The 22,811-nt window shown below is 40.2% G+C and carries 20 protein-coding genes, 4 tRNA genes and 1 rRNA gene; 15 read left to right on the top strand and 10 right to left on the bottom strand.

Annotated features, from left to right (window positions below; translation table 11 throughout):
• Positions 1-105 precede the first annotated feature (105 nt).
• The 5 genes from rrf (at position 106) to RBQ60_RS13255 (ending at position 1,076) form a co-directional block, all read left to right on the top strand.
• Positions 106-223: ribosomal RNA gene (rrf, locus tag RBQ60_RS13275) — 5S ribosomal RNA — on the top strand.
• A gap of 86 nt (positions 224-309) precedes the next feature.
• Positions 310-381: transfer RNA gene (locus tag RBQ60_RS13270), tRNA-Asn, on the top strand.
• A 7-nt stretch (positions 382-388) separates the two neighbouring features.
• Positions 389-460, top strand: a tRNA-Glu gene (locus RBQ60_RS13265).
• A gap of 8 nt (positions 461-468) precedes the next feature.
• Positions 469-539, top strand: a tRNA-Cys gene (locus RBQ60_RS13260).
• Between the two features lie 466 nt (positions 540-1,005).
• Positions 1,006-1,076, top strand: a tRNA-Cys gene (locus tag RBQ60_RS13255).
• A 524-nt stretch (positions 1,077-1,600) separates the two neighbouring features.
• Here RBQ60_RS13255 and RBQ60_RS13250 read toward each other — a convergent pair.
• The 8 genes from RBQ60_RS13250 to RBQ60_RS13215 all read right to left on the bottom strand — a co-directional run bounded on the left by RBQ60_RS13250 (position 1,601) and on the right by RBQ60_RS13215 (position 10,485).
• Entirely contained in the window at positions 1,601-2,896 is a 1,296-nt protein-coding gene (locus tag RBQ60_RS13250) for an MATE family efflux transporter (protein ID WP_307884158.1), read from the bottom strand.
• A 261-nt stretch (positions 2,897-3,157) separates the two neighbouring features.
• The gene (locus tag RBQ60_RS13245) at positions 3,158-3,898 is read right to left on the bottom strand and encodes an ABC transporter ATP-binding protein (RefSeq protein ID WP_307884157.1); all 741 of its coding nucleotides are present in this window, start codon (positions 3,896-3,898) and stop codon (positions 3,158-3,160) included.
• Entirely contained in the window at positions 3,891-4,709 is an 819-nt protein-coding gene (locus RBQ60_RS13240) for an ABC transporter ATP-binding protein (RefSeq protein WP_307884156.1), read from the bottom strand. Before RBQ60_RS13240 ends, RBQ60_RS13245 begins: the two co-directional genes overlap by 8 nt.
• On the bottom strand, positions 4,706-5,611 hold the full coding sequence (gene opp1C / locus RBQ60_RS13235) for a nickel/cobalt ABC transporter permease (protein ID WP_307884155.1): 906 nt from the start codon (positions 5,609-5,611) through the stop codon (positions 4,706-4,708). The genes RBQ60_RS13240 and opp1C overlap by 4 nt, the downstream gene beginning before the upstream one ends.
• Position 5,612: 1 nt before the next feature.
• Positions 5,613-6,542 (bottom strand): nickel/cobalt ABC transporter permease, encoded by a 930-nt coding sequence (opp1B, locus tag RBQ60_RS13230; protein ID WP_307884154.1) that lies wholly within the window; start codon positions 6,540-6,542, stop codon positions 5,613-5,615.
• A gap of 134 nt (positions 6,543-6,676) precedes the next feature.
• Complete coding sequence (gene nikA / locus RBQ60_RS13225) at positions 6,677-8,287, bottom strand: nickel ABC transporter substrate-binding protein (protein WP_307884153.1); 1,611 nt, start codon at positions 8,285-8,287, stop codon at positions 6,677-6,679.
• 196 nt (positions 8,288-8,483) lie between these two features.
• On the bottom strand, positions 8,484-9,794 hold the full coding sequence (locus tag RBQ60_RS13220; RefSeq protein WP_307884152.1) for a HAMP domain-containing sensor histidine kinase: 1,311 nt from the start codon (positions 9,792-9,794) through the stop codon (positions 8,484-8,486).
• On the bottom strand, positions 9,787-10,485 hold the full coding sequence (locus tag RBQ60_RS13215; RefSeq protein WP_307884151.1) for a response regulator transcription factor: 699 nt from the start codon (positions 10,483-10,485) through the stop codon (positions 9,787-9,789). Before RBQ60_RS13215 ends, RBQ60_RS13220 begins: the two co-directional genes overlap by 8 nt.
• A 320-nt stretch (positions 10,486-10,805) precedes the next feature.
• Between RBQ60_RS13215 and RBQ60_RS13210 the strand changes: the two genes are divergently transcribed.
• From RBQ60_RS13210 to RBQ60_RS13180, 7 genes are all read left to right on the top strand, one after another.
• On the top strand, positions 10,806-11,384 hold the full coding sequence (locus tag RBQ60_RS13210) for a helix-turn-helix domain-containing protein (protein ID WP_307884150.1): 579 nt from the start codon (positions 10,806-10,808) through the stop codon (positions 11,382-11,384).
• Positions 11,384-12,061 (top strand): chloramphenicol acetyltransferase, encoded by a 678-nt coding sequence (locus RBQ60_RS13205; protein ID WP_307884149.1) that lies wholly within the window; start codon positions 11,384-11,386, stop codon positions 12,059-12,061. The genes RBQ60_RS13210 and RBQ60_RS13205 overlap by 1 nt, the downstream gene beginning before the upstream one ends.
• Before the next feature lie 202 nt (positions 12,062-12,263).
• Positions 12,264-12,539, top strand: coding sequence for an autorepressor SdpR family transcription factor (locus RBQ60_RS13200; protein ID WP_307884148.1), 276 nt, complete (start codon positions 12,264-12,266; stop codon positions 12,537-12,539).
• On the top strand, positions 12,532-13,182 hold the full coding sequence (locus RBQ60_RS13195) for an SdpI family protein (RefSeq protein WP_307884147.1): 651 nt from the start codon (positions 12,532-12,534) through the stop codon (positions 13,180-13,182). Before RBQ60_RS13200 ends, RBQ60_RS13195 begins: the two co-directional genes overlap by 8 nt.
• Positions 13,183-13,352: 170 nt before the next feature.
• Complete coding sequence (locus RBQ60_RS13190; RefSeq protein WP_307884146.1) at positions 13,353-14,999, top strand: putative manganese-dependent inorganic diphosphatase; 1,647 nt, start codon at positions 13,353-13,355, stop codon at positions 14,997-14,999.
• The gene (truA, locus tag RBQ60_RS13185) at positions 14,996-15,757 is read left to right on the top strand and encodes a tRNA pseudouridine(38-40) synthase TruA (protein ID WP_307884145.1); all 762 of its coding nucleotides are present in this window, start codon (positions 14,996-14,998) and stop codon (positions 15,755-15,757) included. The genes RBQ60_RS13190 and truA overlap by 4 nt, the downstream gene beginning before the upstream one ends.
• Positions 15,754-17,331 (top strand): NAD(P)/FAD-dependent oxidoreductase, encoded by a 1,578-nt coding sequence (locus RBQ60_RS13180; RefSeq protein ID WP_307884144.1) that lies wholly within the window; start codon positions 15,754-15,756, stop codon positions 17,329-17,331. The genes truA and RBQ60_RS13180 overlap by 4 nt, the downstream gene beginning before the upstream one ends.
• Before the next feature lie 218 nt (positions 17,332-17,549).
• Here the strand turns inward: RBQ60_RS13180 and RBQ60_RS13175 are convergent, their stop codons facing one another.
• Both RBQ60_RS13175 and RBQ60_RS13170 read right to left on the bottom strand, forming a co-directional pair.
• Positions 17,550-18,026: a GNAT family N-acetyltransferase gene (locus RBQ60_RS13175; protein ID WP_307884143.1), complete on the bottom strand. Its 477-nt coding sequence runs from the start codon at positions 18,024-18,026 to the stop codon at positions 17,550-17,552.
• Between the two features lie 155 nt (positions 18,027-18,181).
• Positions 18,182-19,033, bottom strand: coding sequence for a hypothetical protein (locus tag RBQ60_RS13170; protein WP_307884142.1), 852 nt, complete (start codon positions 19,031-19,033; stop codon positions 18,182-18,184).
• Positions 19,034-19,474: 441 nt separating this feature from the next.
• Between RBQ60_RS13170 and glmS the strand changes: the two genes are divergently transcribed.
• The 3 genes from glmS (at position 19,475) to RBQ60_RS13155 (ending at position 22,810) form a co-directional block, all read left to right on the top strand.
• Complete coding sequence (glmS, locus tag RBQ60_RS13165; protein WP_307884141.1) at positions 19,475-21,298, top strand: glutamine--fructose-6-phosphate transaminase (isomerizing); 1,824 nt, start codon at positions 19,475-19,477, stop codon at positions 21,296-21,298.
• A 280-nt stretch (positions 21,299-21,578) separates the two neighbouring features.
• Entirely contained in the window at positions 21,579-21,965 is a 387-nt protein-coding gene (locus tag RBQ60_RS13160) for a GntR family transcriptional regulator (protein WP_307884140.1), read from the top strand.
• Entirely contained in the window at positions 21,962-22,810 is an 849-nt protein-coding gene (locus tag RBQ60_RS13155; protein WP_307884139.1) for a hypothetical protein, read from the top strand. The genes RBQ60_RS13160 and RBQ60_RS13155 overlap by 4 nt, the downstream gene beginning before the upstream one ends.
• Position 22,811 lies beyond the last annotated feature (1 nt).

The following is a 22,811-nucleotide window of genomic DNA, read 5'->3' as shown; positions in this document are numbered from 1 at the left end:
TTTTACACCTTTGGTGTTGGGTCGGTGATTGATAAACGCAAAGGTAAAAAACGCTAACTTCTTGTATTCAGTTTTGAAGGTGTATGAAAGTACATCTGATATATTTCTGGTGATGATGCGCTCAGGGGACACACCCGTTCCCATTCCGAACACGTCGGTTAAGACCTGAGCGGTCGATGATACTTGGTGGGAAGCTGCCTGGGAAAGTAGATGGTTGCCAGAATCAAATTTTTTGCATCTCGATCGCCTGGCGATTGAGCATCCCCCTTAGTAGAGGATACTTCATCGCAGAGAAGATCATTGTAGTGATCCTCGTTAGCTCAGCGGTAGAGCATCCGGCTGTTAACCGGAGGGTCGTTGGTTCGAATCCAACACGGGGAGTACATATGGTCCGTTGGTCAAGGGGTTAAGACACCGCCCTTTCACGGCGGTAACGCGGGTTCGAATCCCGCACGGATCATTTTATTTGGCGCCATAGCCAAGTGGTAAGGCAAAGGTCTGCAACACCTCTATCCCCGGTTCAAATCCGGGTGGCGCCTTGCGTGATACGTCTTGAACGAGCATTTGCTGGTTTAAGACGTATTTTTGTTTAAAGAAAGAGGAATGAATGTCGTCCAAAGACATATAAATAGTATAGTAGACTTGCAATTTTAATAGTTAGAAAAAAATCAGGTGGTAGGGTTGATGTTTCAAAGGTTTCGTCTGGGCTATGAGAATTTTTGGCATTAATGGTACTTAGACACTTTAAAAGCTAGGTTAGTCAAAGAGACTATAAAGGCAATTCTAACGTTATTCCTCAAAAATCAAGGAAATAAAGCAGGCGATCCGTCATTTATATTAAAGTCTAGGAAGTCTAGGAAAGTTAATTTAGAGACTTGAATTAATCAAAAACCTATAAACAGAAAAACAAATGGGGAAAATGATATCTGGGTCTTAGATTAATGGAAATTTGGGTCAAATGACTATTGACCTTTAAGTTGAAAACACTATAATTATCTTGTGTTTGGCGCCATAGCCAAGTGGTAAGGCAAAGGTCTGCAACACCTCTATCCCCGGTTCAAATCCGGGTGGCGCCTTCATGATTTTGAGCATTATCAAAACAGTTCTAGTTTCAATATGCCCTTTGGTTCTTCCAGAAGGCTTTTTTTTATGCTTATATATAGTTGTTGAGTTGAGGCATGGAGTGATATGGAAAGTAAGCCCCTTTGTCAATTTGCCATTTGATAGACAAAGTCAATCATTGCGTTGGTTCCACCACATCAAAAGACAAAACCATGGCGGAGATTACAGGCTTTGTCAGGAAAATTTTAATTATGCTAAACTCGGAAAATTATATCCCTAGGGAAGGTTGTCAATTTTTCTAATGCTTCTTCCAGAGCATGAGCTCCATCCGTCTGCATAGGATGGAAAAAAGGCTTCTGACAAATAGGAATCAAAAAGCATCTATGGTCAAAAGCCTCCAAGCAACATTTTTCAGACTGCTGATTTCTTAAATAATCTCCCCCCTTAGAACTTGGCAACAGGAAATATGTAAGGATTAAGGTGAAAAGGGAAAAAAGGAATCATTACATTAAACTGGCTTGTTTTTTATATTTAGTAATTAAATATCCTTAGTGAGCCAAATTCCTTGGTCTACTCTGAATTTGGTTAGAATCATTTTTAATGCTTCGTCGATAAATAAAGCCAGCCACATGCCACTTAGGCCAAGCCCAAAAACAAATGCAAGGACATAGGCGATGAAAGGCCTGAGAATTGCACTGACAAAAAGAGAATAGATGGCGATAAAACGATTATCTCCTGCACCTCTCAGAACTCCAGAGGATATTTGAGCATAGGTCTGTGGTATCATTAGTAACGCTACAATTCCCATTACGGAAACACCCAATTTTACACCATAAGGATCGTCTACAAAAAATCGGAATGCCTGCTCTCTGGTTACCAAGAAGATGACGCAGGCCATAAGAGAGACTAAGACTCCAGAGCGTTGTGCGGCTTTAGCAAAAATAACAGCAAGGTCTTTTCTATTCTCTCCCAGTTTTCTTCCTGTAAAAGACGAACTTGCAGTACTCATGCCACTCCCAAAATAGTAATACAAATCCCATAAAAGGATACAGTAGTGATGGATTCCCATTGCAACTGTTCCAAGCTCGGCAATCATTCTTGTGAAAATAAAAAGTCCCAATCGTTCCCAAATATTTTCCATGAAAGAGCTTCCGCCGATGCTAACAAGGGGTTTGGTGAAAGAGGGTGTTAGTTTACCGCTACCTTTGAGAATATCAACTCCATTTTGACCCCGTATCACGGACTTCAAAAGAAGTAAAAATATAATTACATTTCCAATGGCTGTGGCGAGGCCTGCTCCAGCAATTTCCATGCGGGGGAAGCCAAATTTTCCGAATATTAATACATAGTTTAAAATGACATTTATAATATTGCCAATTACATTTGAATACAAAACAATCTTTGTATTTCCAACACCAATTTGAGTAGCCATCAAAGGGGCAAACATTACTCTGAAAAAGCTGGAAATGGCTATGTAACGCCAGTACGATGTGGCATATTCCACATAATCAGCTTTTGCACCAGACAAAACAACTATTTCCTTTGAAAACAAAAGAGCAAAAAAAGTAAGGGCAATATAAATAATTGCTGTTAATAAGAGGGCTTGTTTCACACAGCTATTCATCCCATTTATATCCTTTTCACCTTTTCGTCTGGATACCATGGCTGTAACGGCAACACCCATTGATACACCAAGCATTTGAAAGATCATTCGAGGCTGGCTGGCAACTCCAACGGCGGCCACTTGCTCAATGCCAAGCATCCCAATCATTGCCAGATCAGCCAGAAGCATTACATTTAAAAATACTCCTTCTATCGCCGCTGGCCATGCCACACTCCAATAATCCTTATAGATTTCCGAAGATTTTGGAAGTGCCCCCTGTATTTTTTGGGGATTTATCATTGAATTTATCGAAATCCAATTTCTTATTATTTTCAAGTTAATCTATTCCTCCCTATATAACCTCAGGTTTTCACCTTAAAAGCTATGGCTTTATTTTATTTGCTGCCTGTAAGCTCCTTTTAAAACGTAGAAATTATTATGACCCACTAATTTTTATTTTAAAAGACATCAAATCTATTCGGGAACATTCGTTTAAACGGTGATTATAGCGTTTAAAAGCTGTTTGGAATACTCCTTTTTAGCTTGACCGATTTGTTTAATGGGAAGCTGTTCTACAATCCTTCCTTCATTGAAAATAATTAGCCGGTCACATATATAGGCTGCTGCCTGTATATCGTGGGTGATAAAGAGGTAACTCATTTTATACTTTTCTCGTAAATCTTTCAGTAGCTTCAAAATACGTAGCTGCACTGAAACATCCAAAGAGGATATGGCTTCATCCAAAATCAAAAATTTAGGATTTGTGGAAATGGTACGGGCGATGCAGACTCTTTGTGCCTGCCCACCAGACAATTCATGGGGATACTTATCCATAAAGGTGCCATCCAGCCCAACCTGTATCAAAAGGCTTTCAATAATGGAGTCGTCACAGGGTAGCCCTAACTCTACCATGGGTTCTTTGATTGCAGTGCGAATGGTTTCATTTGGATTAATAGAGGATGTATAATCCTGAAAAACTGCGCTGATATTACCCCGTCTGTGTTTGGCTTTTTGCACACTCTGACCTTCAAATAAGATTTCACCGCTATCGGGTTTTTCTATCCCTAATATCAGGCGGCCTAGGGTGGATTTTCCGCTGCCGCTTTCGCCAATAATGCCCAGGCACTCAAATTCATCCATAGAAAAACTTACATCCTGAAGTATCGGCTGACGCTTATTTGTAAACAGCCCTGAACATTTATATGTTTTTTCAATATTTTTCACATTAAGCATTTTGAAGATTCCCTCCCATCAGTTGATTATAGTTCTCCCCAAGTTCTCTTCTTGTACCAATCAGGTACTTTGCATATGAGCTCTTAGGATGTTGAAAAATCTCCTCTACCGGTCCTTCCTCAACCAATTCCCCGTCTTTCATCAGTATTACATAATCGGCGATTTTTCTCACAATGCCTAAATCGTGGGAAATAAAAATCATAGTGGCTGCATACTCCTGGCGTAAACGAATAAACTCTTTTACTACTTCATATTGGGTAATGGTATCCAAGGCCGTTGTAGGTTCATCTGCAATAATCAATTTTGCGCCCAAAGCCAAGGATATTGCAATCATCGTGCGCTGCAACATACCACCAGAAAGCTGGTGAGGATATTTTTTCAACAATTCAAGTGGGTTTCGCAGCAATACCTTTTCCAAAGCTGCAATCATACTGCTTTCTACATCTTTTTTGGTACACTGATGATTTTCCAAAAGAATTTCTGAAAATGTTTCTCCGATGGTACAGGAGGGGTCAAAAGCACTCGTTCCATCCTGAAAGATCATAAATATCTGATTCCCTCTAATTTCCTGCATGGCTTTTGTTGTCTGCCCAAGCAAGTTCACCCTTTCAAAGAGAACTTTTCCATTGCAATGAATCCACGGGTTATGGAGCCCGCTGATTGCTTTCACGGTCATAGATTTTCCACTTCCGCTTTCTCCAACAATGGCAAGACAGGTATGGGCCTCAATAGAAAAGGAAATGTTTTTTACAATAACCTGACCATTTTTTGTGTCTTTTATTGTCAAATTGGAAACCTGCAGCATACTCATGCAACCCCCTCTTTCTTTCTTACCACATTTCTTAGCGTATTTCTTAACACCTTGAAACCCTTTCGCTGTAGATTGTAATTCATGTGCTTAGAGTCCATTGCATCTCGCAAAGCATCTCCCAAGAAGGCGAAAGAAACGCATACCAAAATAATTGCCGTTGCAGGTGCAATGAGCTGTTCAGGATGGGAGAGCATGACTCTTTTTGCTTCATTAAGCATAACCCCCCATTCCGCCGTTGGAGCTTGCACCCCCAAGCCCAGAAATGAAAAACCAGAAATCATGAGTATGAGGGTACAGATGTTATTACTAGCCACTACGGTAATATCCGGTAAAACCGAAGGGAGTATATGTCTGAAGATAATACGCATATCGTTAGTTCCTGATGCTTTGGCAAACTGTATAAAGTTTTTATCTGTATACTTCATAACTGCCGTACGAAACACTCGAGCATACCAAGGCCACCGTAAAAAAACGATGGTCAACAAGATGTTGCGTAAGCCAACGCCAAAAATGCCCACACTGGCAAGTACCATTGCATCTGGCGGGAAGGAAAGCATAATATCGCAGATGCGCATAAGAATTTCATCCACCTTTCCCTTAAAATATCCTGCCACCAATCCTACTAGCGTGCCTATTGAAACAGTGAGCATCATGGCGGAAATCACCATCAATACGCTGGGACGTATGCCATAAAGAATTCTTGAAAAAATACAACGTCCTAAATAGTCATTTCCAAAGGGATACTGAAAGGATATAGCCCCATATTTCAAGGTTATGCTCATTTCATTTGGATCGTTAGGAGCAATGAGAGGGGCAAAGCATCCTAAAAGTATGACTACCAAAATAATCATAGTAAAACCAATGACCACGGGGTCTTTTTTTAACTTTTTCAGTATTTTCATCCTATGTCCTCCTTAACTTTGGGTTGATAAAGGCATTCACAATATCAGATAAAATATTAAACACACAATAAAACAATGCAATCAGCAATACATATGTTTGAATGATTGGCACATCTCGGCTGAATACAGCTTCTACGCAAAGTCTGCCAAGTCCCGGCCATGCAAAAACATTTTCAATGACTACCGTGCCTGCAATCATGGCGGGTATTGCCATAGAAAAAGCAGTCAGCATTGTATGCATTGAATTTCTTAAAATATGTCGTATTACCTTTTTCTCACGAACACCGCAAGAACGGAAAAAACTCACATAGTTTTCGTTCATGTTTTCCAGCATGGAATTTCGAATCATACGGAAAAATAAACCGCAATAACCAATGGACATCACTACCGTTGGCAATATAAAACTACGTAGAGAAGCCGCACCGCTGGTGGGAAACCATTCTAGCTTCACAGCAAATAGCCATGCAAATATGGTTCCAATCAAATAGGCGGGCATAGATGATAGCACAAACATAATACCCCGAGTGGCTCTGTCAAACCATCTTCCCTCCCAAATGGCACAAAGAGTCCCTAAAACAACAGAAAATATAAAGGTCATTACTGTAGTGGTTCCTGCCAACTGTAAGGTGTAAGAAAAGGCAGTTCGTATTGTTTGGCTGACATCATTGTTTGTTACAAAGGACTTGCCAAAGTCCAGCCGCAATGCATCTGCCAACCAATCTAGATACCGCAAAAAAAAGGGTTGATTAAATCCATAGGCCTCGTTTACCTGATCGATTAATTCTTGTGTAATACGGGGAACGCCCTGTGCCTCCAGCACAATAACCGCTGGATCCTCTGTTGAAGCGTTAATAAGTACAAAGGCTAAAAATGAAACAATAAAAAAAGTAGGAATGAGAAATAAAAGTCTCCTTACAATATATTCCCTCATGCTGCACCACCTTATCTTAGATAAAACGCCTGTCCGATACTCTGTAATTACCCGTCACTGAGGGAGGATTACAAATACGAAACAGGCATTTTCAATTCACATAAATAGTTTAATGGGTTCAATGGTCTTAATGATTAGTAATGGAACTTTTTGAAAGGAACCTCCAATTGTGTCTGATTAAAGGAAATCCCCTGTAAGTCTTTCTCTGCGGCAATAATAGCCTGTGAATAGGATAAAGGTATAAAACAGCTCTCCTCATGAACGATTGTAAGTATTTTGTTGTAGTACTCCTGCCTTACTTCTTCATCCATTTCAACCAATGCGCCATTTACCAGTTCATGCAGCTCATCGTAGCACTCAAGGTCAATTGCAGCACTCACATAAGCAATTTCTCCAAACAATCCTGTAAGGGTGGTTTGTGGGTCATAAGGTAAGCCCCAAGAGCGGTCAAGATAGAGGTCATAGTTGCCTGCCGCACGTAACTGCCGCACAGAGGTGCTTTCAGAAGGAACCAGAATTACATCAATACCAGCGTCCTTCAAATTTGCCTGAATAAATTCCCCTGTGGTCTTATTGATTGCCAAGCTGCTGTTATATACCAGCTCTAGTGATAGCCTCTTACCTTCCTTGGTGTAGTAGCCGGTACTTTCATCCATAACCCATGCAGATTTCTCGATTAAACTTTTTGCCTCATCCACACTGTATTCTCTTTCTGGCAAGTCCACATCGCAATAGGGCACTGTGCGGGCAAAAATGCTCTGTGCAGGAGTCTCAAATTCCGAAAATACATAAGAGCACATGTCCTGACGATTGATGGCGTACCACACAGCCTGTTTGATGTTCTTATCGGCAATGGTTCTCTCCTTCATTGAATTGGTTAAAAGGTATCTGGTGGAGCATGGGTGGCTGGTCTGAACTTGGAACTTGTTGTCCTTTTGGAGTTGCCTTAATATATCCGCATCTACCAAACCCGATGTATCCGTACTGAACAGAAAGTTGATTTCTCCGTTCATCATAGCCAATAAGGGTGTTTCGCCAGCAGGCATTACCTTCATTGTGATTTTTTTAATGGCAGGCACGCCGCCATGATATTCTTCGTTTGCGGTAAATACTGCATACTGATCCTCAACATATTCCTCCAGCTTGTATGCCCCTGTACCTACATAGTCAGAAACACCGTCCATGGTGGCGCCGTTGATGAAGGTTGCAGGGGACATCATATGATAGGGGCGGGTAAGCCCTAGTTCCTCTAACGTGGGATAATAGGGGTTGGACAGAACAAGGTTTACTGTATATTCGTCAACGATGTCACAGCTTACAATTTTGTTGCTTAATTCTAACCAGTTATGAAATTCCTTATTTGCCTGAATGGCATCCATATTTGCTTTGATGGCCGCTGCATTCATAGGCTCTCCGTCGCTAAACTTGACTCCTTTTTTCAAATAAAAAGTATATGTCTTGCCATCATCTGAAATCTCCCACCGTTCAGCCAGGCAGGGCTTAGGTCCCTCTGGGGTGTTTTCCACCAGACCCTCAAACAACATCCCCTGTACAACCATATCACCGGAATAAAGATGTGCGTTCACATCCCCGATATCATTTGCTATGGCCATACTGATGGTGTCTTTTGAGGAAGTCTCTGTTGTGGCAGCAGCCTTTGATTTAGGGTCAGAAGTTGGAGCATTGCTGCATGCTGAAAGCAACATGCATGCAGCTGTGAAAAGTGCAATTGGTAACTTTTTCATTTTAGTAATCTCCTCCTGATTGTAAAAGTATGGTTATGTACGTAGAAACTCGCAGACCATACACACAAAGTTAGTCATAACTAACATTAGCAAGTTAAAAATAATTCGTCAATGGATTTACTGGATTCTTCAGAAATCTTCAGAATTCTTTTGGAAGAAAAAAGCAGCCCCTCGTCATTTGAGAGACTGCGACTTCTTATATCAGTGGGAAAAAGAGTTTTACCATAAACTGATCTCCCTTTTGTTCATAATGTAAACGCCCCTGATGCAGGGCCATCATTTTTTTACAGTTGGCTAAACCCAGACTGGTTTTATCGAAGTTTGAGGCAGCTATTACAGTATTTTCAATGACGATAGACAGCTCGCCGTTGGATTCTCCAATCTTTATTCGTATTTCATCTATGGGGTCTGCATATTTACGGATATTGGACAGTAAATTATCAAATATTCTTTGAAGCATTCCATCATTAGCCTTCATTTGGCCAAGGGGTAGATGTATTTCATGGAATATACTAAATCCATTTTGTTTTAGAAGATAAATATATTCGTGGATGATTTCACCGAGTGCTTCTTTTACAGAAATAGTACGGATGGGGAATTGTTCGCCGTTATTTGTAGAAATAAAAAAGTATTCAAATAGGTGGTCAATTAACTCTTTGAGTTGTAGTGCTCGATTCTTGATTTTTAGCAGGAACTCGTTTTTTCTTATATTTTTATCGCCATCTAGCACTTCTAAATAGCCGATTATGGCGGTAAGAGGTGTCCTTAGGTCATGGGACAGGCTTGTCATAAGTTCATATGTCTCGGCCTTTACCCGCCCTGCATACTGCTCACGCTCTACGAAGGCTTTTCTCATTTCGTTTATCTCAAAAGCCAAAGAAGCAAGCTCGTCATTTCCTTTAATGGTGATATCATAACTAAGATCACCGCCTTGTAGAATCTTAATTTCCTGTTCCAAGGTATGGATGTAGCGAACCTTTTTCCGAATAAAAACGAGAACGATGGAAGAGGAGCATATAAAAAAAGCCACAAGGCTAAGGTTGGTGGCATAGTCTATATAGCGATGCATAAACAAGTCGTTAATAAAAACTTGTGCGGTGCCATCATGAAAAATGATGGTATTACAGTACTCCCATGGAGACAGCCGGTCATACTTTTGATATGGGTGGGGTGGCGTGTTCGCATCTGGCAGCATCATATGTGAGCTATATAGTAAGTTCCCGTTATAGTAGACAGCAAGTGCAGTCAACCCTTCCTGCTCTGTCCAAGGGTCAAGGGCGGAAAGATTTGTCAGGGAAATCTGATTTGCAGTTACATATTGTTGCACATCCTGAGCCTTTTTCTTAATATGTTTGGCAATCACCGCAGGATTGCTACAATAAGACCGAATAAAGCCATGGGCTGCGTATTGCAAAACTGAAAACAGCACAGCAGAAATCAGGAGAGATGCTCCAATATACATTACCAACTTCCGTGAAAGACTAAACTCACCCTTTATTTTACCCAATATAGTACCCCTTTCCCCAAACAGTACGGATATATTGAGGATGTCCCCAATCTTTCTCCAGTTTTTTTCTCAGATTTTTAATATGTACCATCACTGCATTATTAGAAACAGGAAGAAACGTTTCTTTCCAAACTTGTTCGTATATTTCCCGAGCAGAAAGGACTTTTTTTCGATTTTTCAGTAGCAGTACCAAAACTTGATACTCTGTGCTCGTTAAAAGGACTTCTTGATTATGAAGAGAAACGACGCCGGTATCTAAATTAACAGCTAGCTCGCAGTGACGAAGGATATTTGGCTTAATGTTACTTAGGGGCTGTTGATAGACAAGATGCCTACGCAGAAGTGCCTTGACTCTTGATACCAGCTCTACCGATGAGAATGGCTTGACCAGATAGTCATCACCGCCCCGTGAAAAGCCTGCCTCCTTGTCAGAATCCTGAGCCTTTGCCGTTAGAAATAAAATTGGAACCATCGTGGTTTTCCTGATTTTAGAGCATAGCTCTAGCCCAGAGCAATCGGGCATCATAATATCAAGAATAATCAGATTTATGGAGGTATTGAGCATAAGCATAGCTGAATCAAAATCAAAGGCTTCTCGAACAATAAAGCCCTCTCTGTTTAATAAAAGAGAAACAATCTCCCGAATCTCAGGATCGTCGTCAATAATCAAAACCGATGCACCTTGGGTCATAAACTCACCACTTTCTATGTAAAAGAGTCCAGAAAATATATAGCTATTATAATTTACTCAATGGGTATTGGCAAGGGAATGCTCTCATTATATTTACATATAATGGGAGATGCGGCAACAATGCATTGGCGGATGAATGGAAATGGTATAGGCCAATCCAAGTCTCTTCTGAACTCTGGTATTGGAAATCATATAACTTATTGAATGACGAGTTTCTTTTTGGAGCTTTTATTTTGTAGAATTTTTAGTTAAAATTCTACGGAGCGTAGATTGGATTACGGAAAGAAATAACCTATAATACGTATATGGAGGTGATTGGGGTGGATTGCAATAAAGTGGGAAAATTAATTCATGATCTTAGAAAAGAAAAAAGTCTGACACAGCGCCAGCTTGCGGAATTTATGAATATAAGCGATAAAACCATTTCAAAATGGGAGCGTGGTTTAGGTTGTCCTGATGTATCCCTTTTGCATGAGTTATCAGATGCATTAAATGTGAATATAGAAAAAATATTGCTAGGGGATTTAGAACCCAATAGCATGGACGGAGGAAATATGAAAAGAGTAAAATTTTTTATGTGCCCCAACTGTGGCAACGTAATGACAGCAACAGGTGAAGCTGAAATTTCCTGTTGTGGCAGAAAACTGTCTGCTTTGGTGCCCAAGCCTGCAGATGAGGAACATTGTTTAAAGGTGGAAAATATAGAGAACGATTTTTATGTCACTTTCCCCCATGACATGAAAAAAGAGCACTATATTTGTTTTATTGCCTATGTGTCCTACGACAGAGTTCTTTTTGTGAAGCTATACCCTGAGCAAGGTGGGGAATTGAGGATACCAAGGCTTCATGGTGGGAAGTTTTATTTTGGATGTAGTAAACATGGATTGTGGGTGAATTAATGATGAAGACGATAGATGAACTGTTTGAACCAATTGATATGGAAACCTGGCCAAGGGCACAAAGCTTTTATTATTATACACAAATGGCCCCCACCACCTATTCAATCAATGTTTCCATGGATGTTACGGTGTTAAGAAATGAGTTGAAGCAGCAAGGATTAAAGTTTTTCCCCACGTATCTGTGGCTTGTTACAAAGGCGATAAATGAAGTACCTGAGCTGAGAGTGGGATTAAAAGATGGTGTTTTAGGGTGCTGGAGGCAACTGACTCCGTTGTACCCCCAGTTTCATGAAGATGATCAGACAACCTCCTTACTATGGACGGAACATCATGATAATTTTTTGGAATTTTACCAGAGCTATATTAAGGATACAAAGGAGCATGGAGATAGCCATGGTATTTTATCCTCCAAAGGGATGCCTTTACCAAATGGATATGTTATTTCCTGTATACCATGGTTTTCATTTCAAAGCTTCTCGTTATATAATCATAACTTGAAGGATTATTATTTTCCCAGTTTTGAGGCGGGTAAGTTTGTTGAAACAGAGGAAAAGATCCTTATGCCATTATCTGTAACCGTACACCATGCAACAACGGATGGTTATCACTTAAAAATGTTTTTTGAAATTTTGCAAAATAGTATGGATAATCCATCACAATGGTTGTTAAGAATATAGCAAAATAAAATTCTTGGATTCTATGTAAAAATGCCCTAGGACTTTCGTTTGGGGCATTTTTTTACCATTTTACAGGTGAGGAAATTTGAAATATAAATGGTATAGGAAATATTTAGATAATTGTCTAAATGTTATTGACGAATGGAATTGACTATGGTATTTTATATTTAGATGGATATCTAAGTGAAGTGGAGGTAAGGAGTTGGGGATACAGAAAACTTTAAAAGCAATTGGTGATCCTACACGGCGAGAAATTTTGGATTTATTAAAATCTGGAGAAAAAACGGCAGGGGAAATAGGGCAAAATTTTGAAGCAACGGGGGCAACCATTTCCCATCATTTATCTGTATTAAAAAATGCTGGGCTGATTCTGGATGAGAAAAAAGGAAAGTATATTTATTATGAATTAAATATGACTGTATTTGAAGAAATCTTGAGCTGGGTTACCGCTTTTACTGGAGGGAATAAGGATGAGTAAAAAAAGAGTAGCAATATATTTTTTTGGCGCATTACCGCTTATTATGGTAAGCTTGGTTTATCAAAAACTGCCAGAATTGGTGCCTATGCAGTGGCAAACAGGGGGCGGTGTACGCTACGGCGATAAGTGGGAACTATTTATGATTGCAGGTTTAAGCTTGGTTATGGGAGTCATTGTTCCCATCTTGGCAAAAATCGATCCAAAACGAAAAAATTATTCTAAGTTTTCCAATGTTTATGAAAGTATGGTTCTTTTGATTGAAATATTTATGGCGGTTATAATGGGCGTTGTGATTATGGAAAGTCTTTATCCCCACAGAATTCCTGTAACACGGGTTGTAAGTGTCAGCGTGGGATTACTTTTGGTTTTATTAGGAAACATGTTACCAAAGGTAAAATCCAACTTCTTTACAGGTGTGAAAACACCTTGGGCATTAAGCAGTGAAACCGTTTGGAATAAAACTCAGCGGATAGGGGGAAAGATGTTTTTTTTGAGTGGGCTTCTCATGGCAGTGGGTTCCCTTTTTGTTCCAATGGAAATCATGTCTTATGTAGCGGTGGTTTTACTTAGCATAACGCTAATCGTTCCTACGATAATGTCTTATATTTGGTACCAAAATGAGATAAAATCGTTGGGAAAATAACAAAGAAACCTTGGTTATATCAGGGCTTGCATAAAGTAGGGAGCATGCTAACAAAAAATGTTGACGGTGTAAAGATTTAGGGCTATACTGATTGAAACGATGGCCGTAAAAGACTTTTACCGTCAATTTTTTTGTAGTGAGTATTAAAGTTCTCCTTAGGAGGTTGGATAATGCAAGAAGAAAGAACTGTTTATGTAATCGGACATAAGAACCCAGATACGGATTCCATTTGTTCTGCCATTGCCTATGCGGCATTAAAGAATCATTTAGATGAAGGACAGTTTGCACCAAAAAGAGCTGGGGAATTAAACAATGAAACAAAGTTTGTTTTAGAATATTTTGATGTGGAAATACCCGAATTTATCGGGCACGTTGCAACACAGGTGAGCGATGTTACCATAAAGTCAACGCCTGCCATTAGCAAGGAATTCTCATTAAAAAAAGCTTGGAACACCATGCGTGATTTAGGGGATGCAACCATGCCCGTAGTACAGGATGGTAGGCTTGAAGGAATTATTTCTGTAAAAGACATTGCAACGGCAAATATGGACGTATATGAAACCCACATTTTAGCAATGTCTAAGACCAAGTATACAAATATTCTTGAAACCATTGATGGTAAGATGATTATAGGGGATGAAAATGATGTTGTTACCAAGGGAAAGATTTTGATTGGTGCTGCTAATCCCGAGCTTTTGGAATCTTATGTTGGCGAAGGGGATATTGTTATTACTGGAAACCGTTTTGAGAGTCAGCTTTGTGGCATTGAAATGAATGCGGGATGCATTGTTGTTTGTATGGGTGCCCCTGTCTCTAAAACCATTCAAAAACTGGCAGTAGAAAACAACTGCAAAATTATTAGCACGCCCCATGATACTTATATGACAGCAAGATTAATGAGCCAGAGTACACCCGTTGGGTATTTTATGCGAAAAGAAGGATTAATTACCTTCTATAAGGATGACTTAATTGCTGATATTAAAACGGTGCTATCGAAAATTAGACATAGAGACTTTCCGGTTTTAGACCACGAAGGCAACTATTGTGGCATGCTTTCCAGACGTTCTTTGTTGAACACAGAAAAAAAGAGAATTATCATGGTGGATCATAATGAAAAGTCTCAAGCGGTAGATGGCATTGAGGAGGCAGAAATCATTGAAATTATTGACCATCACCGTCTGGGCAGTTTAGAAACAACACTGCCTGTATATTTCCGTAATCAGCCTGTTGGCTGTACAGCTACTATTATTTACAGCATGTATCAGGAAAATGGTGTGGAGATTAAGCCTGAAATTGCTGGATTATTGTGTTCCGCCATATTATCCGATACGTTAATGTTCCGTTCCCCTACTTGCACAGAAAAGGATCAGGTTGCAGCAGAGGCTTTATCCAAGATTGCAGGAATTGAAATACAGGAGTATGCGGAAAAAATGTTCCGTGCTGGAAGCTGTTTAGGAAATAAAGCCCCTGAAGAAATTTTCTATCAAGATTTCAAAAAATTCAGTGGTAGCGGCTTAAGCTTTGGCGTTGGCCAAATTTCCTCTCTAGATCAGGATGAGTTAGCACAGCTTCGACCTAAAATTGCGGCTTATATGGAATCCATCGAGGGAAGTTGTGATATTTTATTCTTCCTATTAACCAATATTATAATGGAGTCATCAGAGTTGGTTTTTGTGGGTGAAAAAGCAAAAGAAGTAGTAGAAGCATCCTTTTGTGGCACAATAGAAGAAGATAGCTGGATTTTCCTTCCCGGCATGGTTTCAAGGAAAAAACAGTTTGTTCCTAAAATACTAAATGGAATTCAGCAGGTTTTATGATGAAAAATTATAAGATGATTCTTGCTTATGACGGTGGCAGATACAATGGCTGGCAAAAGCAGGGCAACACAGATAATACGATACAGGAAAAATTAGAGGGCATCCTTTCTGCTTTGGCAGGATGCCCTATTGAAGTTTACGGCTCAGGGCGAACGGATGCAGGAACCCATGCCTATGGACAAGTTGCCAACTTCCACATGGACTGGAAGGGGACGGCAGAAGAGCTGATGGATTGTATCAACGAAAAATTGCCCGAAGATATTGCGCTTCTTTCTTTGGAGGTAGTACATCCAAGGTTTCACAGTAGGTTAAGTGCCAAAGGCAAAATTTATGAGTATACCATTTGGAACAGCAAAAAGCCTCCCGTATTTCATAGAAAGTATGTTTTTTGGTGTGAAAAGCCTTTAAATGTGACAAAAATGCAGGAGGCGTCAAAAGTGTTGATGGGCGAGCATGATTTTAAGAGCTTTTGTGCCAATAAGCGTATGAAAAAATCCACAGTGCGTAAAATTTATAAGATTCAGTTTCACTGTGAGGATGATAAAATAACTATCTCCTATCATGGCAATGGATTTTTGTACCAGATGATTCGGATTTTAACGGGAACCCTTATTGAGGTTGGTGAGGGGAAGAAAGACCCCAAAGAAATGAAGGCTGTTTTAGGGGCTTTGGATAGAGAACAAGCAGGATTTACTGCTCCATCAAAAGGACTAGCGTTAAAAGAGGTGTTTTATGAAGAAGGGCAGGATGAAAAATGATTAGAATTACAGATTTAAAACTGCCGATACACGGTACGGAGGAGCAGCTAAAAAAGAAAGCTGCGAAAGCGTTGGCAGTTCCTATGGAAGCGATATTAAAAGTGAAAATTTTCCGCCGTTCTCTAGACGCCAGAAAAAAAGATCAAATCCACTATGTTTATGTGGTGGATGTTGAAGTTGGCGAAGAAAAAAAGATATTATCTAAGGCGAAAGGAAAGAACGTTTCTCCATCGCCAGACTATTCATATACATTTCCCCATGGACAGGCTGAATGTGCCCATCGCCCTATTGTGGTTGGCTTTGGCCCTGGGGGGATGTTTGCTGCATTGCTGTTGGCTGAAATGGGCCTGAAGCCTATAGTCTTAGAGCGTGGGGGAGATGTGGAAAGCCGCAAAAAGGCCGTTGACCTTTTTTGGAAGGAAGGTAAGCTGGATACGGAAAATAATGTTCAGTTTGGAGAAGGTGGCGCAGGAACCTTTTCTGACGGTAAGCTGACCACACGAATTAAGGACCCCCGTTGCCGTAAGGTATTAGAGGCTTTAGTAGAGGCTGGTGCCCCCGAGGAGATTTTATATGATGCAAAGCCCCATATTGGAACGGATTTGTTACAGGGGGTTGTGCAAAGAATACGAGAAAAGATTATTTCCCTTGGAGGTGAAGTTCGCTTTTTTGCAAAGGTCACGGATATTGAAGTGAAAAATGGAAGGGTTCAAGGGGTTATCCTTGCTGATGGCGAGGGGATTCAAACCAATGATGTTGTTTTGGCCATTGGACATAGTGCAAGGGATACCTTTGAAATGTTATATAAAAATGGTGTTTCTATGGAACAGAAACCGTTTGCCATGGGTGTACGTATTGAGCATCCCCAGAAAATGATAGATTTTGCCCAGTATGGTGAGGCGGCGGAGAAATTACCCCCAGCAGATTATCGCTTGACACATACCACCCAAAAGGGTAGGGGCGTTTATACATTTTGTATGTGTCCCGGTGGTTATGTGGTGGCGGCGGCTTCAGAAGAAGGTCGCTTGACAGTAAATGGAATGAGCCAGCACGCTCGTGATGGAGAAAATGCAAACTCTGCTTTGTTGGTGCAAGTATTCCCCGAGGATTTTGGTTCGGACCATCCTTTGGAGGGGATGTACTTTCAACGAAGGTTAGAAGAGAAAGCTTTTGAAGTGGGTGGTGGTAATTACACTGCGCCCATACAAAGTGTTGGATCTTTTTTAAAGACTTCTAAGGAAAGCGCTAAGGTTTGCCCAACATACCTTCCTAAAACAAAAGAGGTTGAAATGGATGAGATTTTTCCATCTTTTATGACTGAAGCCATGGTTGAGGCCATACCTGCAATGGGCAAGAAACTGCGAGGGTTTGACAGAGACGATGCCATGTTGACGGCAGTTGAAAGCAGAAGCTCATCCCCCATACGAATTTTGCGTGACGAAAACGGGGTAAGTCCATGGGCAGTTGGCCTTTACCCTACGGGAGAGGGTGCAGGCTACGCAGGGGGTATTGTGTCTGCGGCTGTAGATGGAATTTCTATGGCAGAAAAAATATTTCAAAATAACTTAAAATAAATAGCTTTTTTCTTTTAAATACAAAAGCTCCTAGGATACTATAGGAGCTTTTTTTGTGACACAATATTTCTGGAAACCTTGGGTATTTTACTACGTCCACTCTGGGGAAGATTCAAACCCAAGCTTCTGGAAACAGTGTAAACCAAAAGGGCATACGTAAAGCATATCATTTGGGTGTTGTTTAATTCATAAGAAATAAGTCTCTCGTGGTAATTTTTTTATTTCAGGGCTAAGCTTTCCAAAGTTTCTCCCGCAAGGCGGTAAACGGTCCAATCCTTCATAGGCTCGGCACCTATGGATAAGTAAAAGTCAATGCTGGGTTGGTTCCAATCCAGACACCACCACTCTAATCGACCACATTTGCGTTCCACTGCGATTTTTGCCAACTCTTTTAAAAGCATTTTGCCATAGCCTCTACCTCTGTATTCTTGTTTGATATATAAATCTTCAAGGTATATGCCAGATCTACCTAAGAAGGTTGAAAAATTATGAAAGAATAGGGCAAAGCCGATTTCTTTTCCTTCTAGCATAGGAAAAATCACTTCTGCTTTTTTTTGTTCAAAAATCCATTCCTCAAGGAGTTCTTCCGTGGCAATGACCTCATCTAGCATTTTTTCATAGTCCGCTAATTCTTTTATAAATTGCAATATGAGAGGGACATCCCCTTTGGTTGCATATCGAAAAGTTAAATTCATGTTTTTCTCCTTTCTATCGCTAAATTTCCTTCTATAATTTACCATATAGAGCGTGGTTGTGCAAGAAAAGAGAACGATATAAAAGAACCCTACATAGCAGACACCTTCCATAAAAAAGAAAGCCTCCACCAAAAAAGGTGGAGGTTATGTTTGGCTTAGTCAACTTCAAGTATGGTTAAGGCTCCTGTCTTATCATCGGTAAAATAAAGGAAGCTAAATGCATCACCCTCGTTTAAAGAATGCAGCTTTTCAGAAACGGTTGAGTCATAAAACTGAAAGGCTTGAATGGTACCATCCTCTAAAGTTACCTCTACAGTGTGGTTATCGGACAAACCGTTGTAAACAGCGGAAACACTTTGGGGGGGCAGAACCATGCCGTTTACTGGGGTTACGCTGGTTATACTATAAAAATATTTGGGTTCTTCGATGCTATCGGCGAACGCATTTTTTTGCATCTTAACGACCCATTCCCCCAAAACCTCTTTATCTTCCATGGTGGAAACAAGCTTTGCTGTCACGGAATATGTATTTTCTGTTTCCTCATAATCGGATAAGAGGGTTTCAGTAAGACCACGATCCCCTTGGCCTAATAGATATGCTTCCAAATCTTCATCGTATGTAATAGAAGCGGAAAGGCCTTCTGGCAGAGGTAATAAATCCTCGTAGTTGGCAAAAAGGGCGATGGCATATTCTTGGGCAACTTTTCTAGGAACCTTTAACTTGCCATCCTCTGTTTCTGTAACAAGAGGGTTTAAAGAGCCATATTCCCCTAAGAAATAGTATAGCCCAGTCCAAAAGAACGCTGGATCCGTGGGGTCATATGCTTTATTGTCTTCTAACATACAGCGAACCAAAGAATCAATAGGCTCCGTCATAGGGGCCATGTCTTGGGGCAATGCTCCTGCAGTTTGGGGCTGCGGGGGCTGGGGTTTGGTGGTTTTTTCACTACAAGCTGTAGTTCCGATTAGCAACAGACCAGTCATTATACAAAGTAAGATTTTTTTCATATAAAGTCCTCCTTTAAGGCTAGTGTCATTATTCTTTTATATTTAGTATAGTCCTATATTATAAACGAATCGTAACAAAAGTCTTTCATATTTATAAATTTTTTGCAATTCTTTCATTTTTACACATAATTATAATAAAGAGAAACTCTTTACCCTTTCGTAAAAAGATGATATACTATCAAAACGACATTGTCCGAGGGAAAATGACAGGGCAAATCGTAGGCTTCCTATCGGTTAATATGGAAGAAAGGATGGTATGTTTGTTAAAAGCGCCAGAACCGCAGATAGGGCGGTTGACGAGGTAGAAGTGATCGAAATTTCGGCGGATGCTTCTCGCCCATTCGTTCAGGGTCGCAGGTCTTTCTACAAATGGAAGAAGTGAATTCTTCCCACAAAGGGAAAGGCAACGGACGAATAAAAGAGTGAAGGAGAACTTAAATTATGTGTGGAATTGTTGGATATATTGGTAACGAGGAGGCAGTACCCGTTTTGTTAAACGGTCTTGCCAAGTTGGAGTACCGTGGATATGATTCAGCGGGAATTTCAGTTTATAAGGATGGAATTCGTACAATTAAAGCAAAAGGCAGACTGGCAAATTTGTCGGATAAAATTCAAGGTGAAGGTAGTGTATCTTCCCATATGGGCATTGGGCACACAAGATGGGCAACCCATGGTGCCCCCAGCGACAGAAATAGCCACCCTCACAATAGCCAGAGTGGAAAAGTTTCTGTTGTTCACAACGGAATTATTGAAAACTATATGGAAATCAAGGATTTCTTACTAGACAAGGGCTATCACTTTGTATCTGAAACAGATACAGAAGTCGTTGCCCAATTATTCGATTTTTATTATGATGGTGACCCCGTAGGCACATTAAGAAAAATAATTGGGAGGCTTCGTGGTGCATATGCTTTGGGCATTATGTGTAACGACCACCCCGATCGTTTGATTGCCGTGCGTAAGGATAGTCCCCTTTTGGTGGGCTTAAGCCAAGAAGGTAATTATATTGCTTCTGATATTCCAGCTTTGTTGGAATATACCAGAGACTATTATTTATTGAATGATAATGAAATCGTATTCCTAACCAAAGACGGGGTTACCCTGTATGATTTGGACGGAAATCAGATTCACAAAGATGTTTTCCATGTAACATGGGATATTGATGCGGCGGAAAAAGGTGGTTACGACTATTTCATGATGAAAGAAATCATGGAGCAGCCTGAAGCATTAAGAAAGACGCTGTTCCCAAGAATGGTAGAGCAGGGAATTGCTTTGGAGGACCTTTCTCTAACAGAAGAAGAAATCAAGCATTTTAATCGTATCCACATTGTTGCTTGCGGTAGTGCATGGCATGCAGGCATTGTAGGCAGATATGTCATGGAGGAAGTAAGCAGAATTCCCGTTGAGGTAGATATTGCATCGGAATTCCGTTATCGTAACCCTATTTTGCACAAGAATGACCTGTGTGTCATCATCAGCCAGTCTGGTGAAACGGCAGATACTTTGGCAGCTTTAAGAGAAGCGAAAAAGCAGGGTGTAAAGGTGCTTTCCATTGTCAATGTGGTAGGCAGTTCCATTGCTAGAGAAAGCGATGATGTTCTTTACACATGGGCAGGGCCTGAAATTGCCGTTGCAACCACAAAGGGTTACACAACCCAGCTTTCTATGCTATATTTGGTTGCACTCCACTTCGCAAAGGTTCGTGGTACCATTGGGGAAGAAAGCTTGCGGGAATATTTAAAAGAACTGCATATGCTGCCTGAAAAAACAGAGGAAATTTTAAAATTAGATGGGCAGATGGAAAATCTTGCTAAAAAGTATGCCCAGAGCGAGAACGCTTTTATTATTGGCCGTGGGTTGGACTATGCTGCAGCCATGGAATCCTCTTTGAAGTTGAAAGAGATTTCTTATATTCATAGCGAAGCGTATGCGGCAGGGGAGTTAAAACATGGTACCATTTCTTTGATCGAAGAGGGAACCTTGGTCATTGCCATTGCAACCCAAGAAAGGTTGTTCGAAAAGCTGGTAAGCAACGTAAAAGAGGTAAAGGCAAGAGGTGCTAATGTGATTGCCATTGCAACCGAGGGTAACCTTGCCATGGAAGAAGTTGCAGATGAAGTCATCTATCTGCCAAAATCAGCAGATATTTTCACAAGCTCTTACAATGTGCTGCCCATGCAGTTATTTGCATACTACACTGCGGTAGAAAGAGGCTGTGATGTTGATAAACCAAGAAACTTAGCCAAATCTGTTACAGTTGAATAATCGTAAAACCTTCATGGCTTCCATGAAGGTTTTTTTATTGCTGTTTTAGCTTGGCGAAACCACCCATTTGCTGGTAGGGAGGTTTTTCCTTTAGCTGTAAGGCTTTTTTGCTAAAACTCGGGCTTATGCTTATTTCAATATGCCCTTAGGATTTTTTATCATCAAATTAATTTTCCACAAAAGAATTCTATTATTGACACATAAGTGTATTATCTATATAATACACTTATAAAGTGTACTACAGATGTGATACTGTGATACGCTTAAGGAGGAAAATGGCATGTTAGATTTTACGCAACTGGATCTAAACACAGTGGAACCAGTTTATACCCAAATAAATGAATTTGTGAAAAGGCAGATATTTTTAGGTAAGGCAAAGAAAGGGGATCCTTTGCCTTCTAGACGAGAGCTGGCGACACAGTTAAAAATAAACCCTAACACGGCACAAAGGGCCTTTCGGGCCATGGAGGAAGCGGGACTGGTATTAACTCCGAAAAATACGGTCAGCATTTTATATTTTGACGATGATTTGCTATTGGATATACAACGGGAAATGACGGCAGATATTGTTGCGGAGTTTGTAAGGCGTGTAAAAGAAAATAATTTATCCCTTGATGAGGTGATGATTTTGCTTCAGCAGGAATGGGAAAAGGGGGCGGAAGAATGAAAAATACATTAAAGCTAAGCAATTATTTGTTTGGCTGGTTTTTTCATAAGTATGAGCGATATATATTATGGATTTCTTTAGCTATTTCAACAGTCTTGATTTTTGTTGGGAATTTAGATAATAAAGACAAATATCACCACATCGCCATTGAATTTCGAACATACGATTTGGTTGTAGACTACAGTGGTGCTGGGTTTGTTTTTTTACTTGGCTTGGCAACAATATTTATCTCAATTTTTATTCAGATAAATGGTTTTTACACCAATGGGAAGGGGATGTATTCTATATTTACCTTGCCTATGAGAAGAAGTGAGGTATTCATGGCTTTTCTTTTATCAGCTGCCACCGCTGTCATGCTTTACTTTGCAGTTTGGCTCGTAGCCATGATTATACTGTATTTTCCCATAACCAGTATGTATGAAAAAGCAGCATCTGAGGCAGTTTTGTATATCTCTGAGGAGGTAACCATAAGGGATTTAGATACGACTATAACCAACGGATTCTTCTTAGCATTTCAAAGAAGCGTTTTTTTGTCCACCTGCTTTCCAGCTTTTTCTATACAAGCTTTTGCAGTATTAAGTGGCATGCTTCTGTCCACGGTTGCCGTAGTTTTTGCAGGACTTTATAATGATTATATTTCCCTTCGGGTAGTATTGTTTTTAGCTGTGTTGGGGGGATTTGTTGTAGCATTTTATGGGGCATGGCTTACTTTTCAAAATAACTATAATTACATCAGTCAAGGTGTGGTCCTGCAAGGTTTATCGGGAACGGCAGCAGCACTAATCATTGGAGGGGCTTTGCTATTTACTGCAGTACATAAATTAAAACGCAGAAAAGATATATAAG

The sequence above is a fragment of the Anaerotignum sp. MB30-C6 genome (assembly GCF_030908465.1).
Classification (GTDB): Bacteria; Bacillota; Clostridia; order Lachnospirales; family Anaerotignaceae; genus Chakrabartyella.
This window is presented reverse-complemented; position numbering and strand designations above follow the sequence as displayed.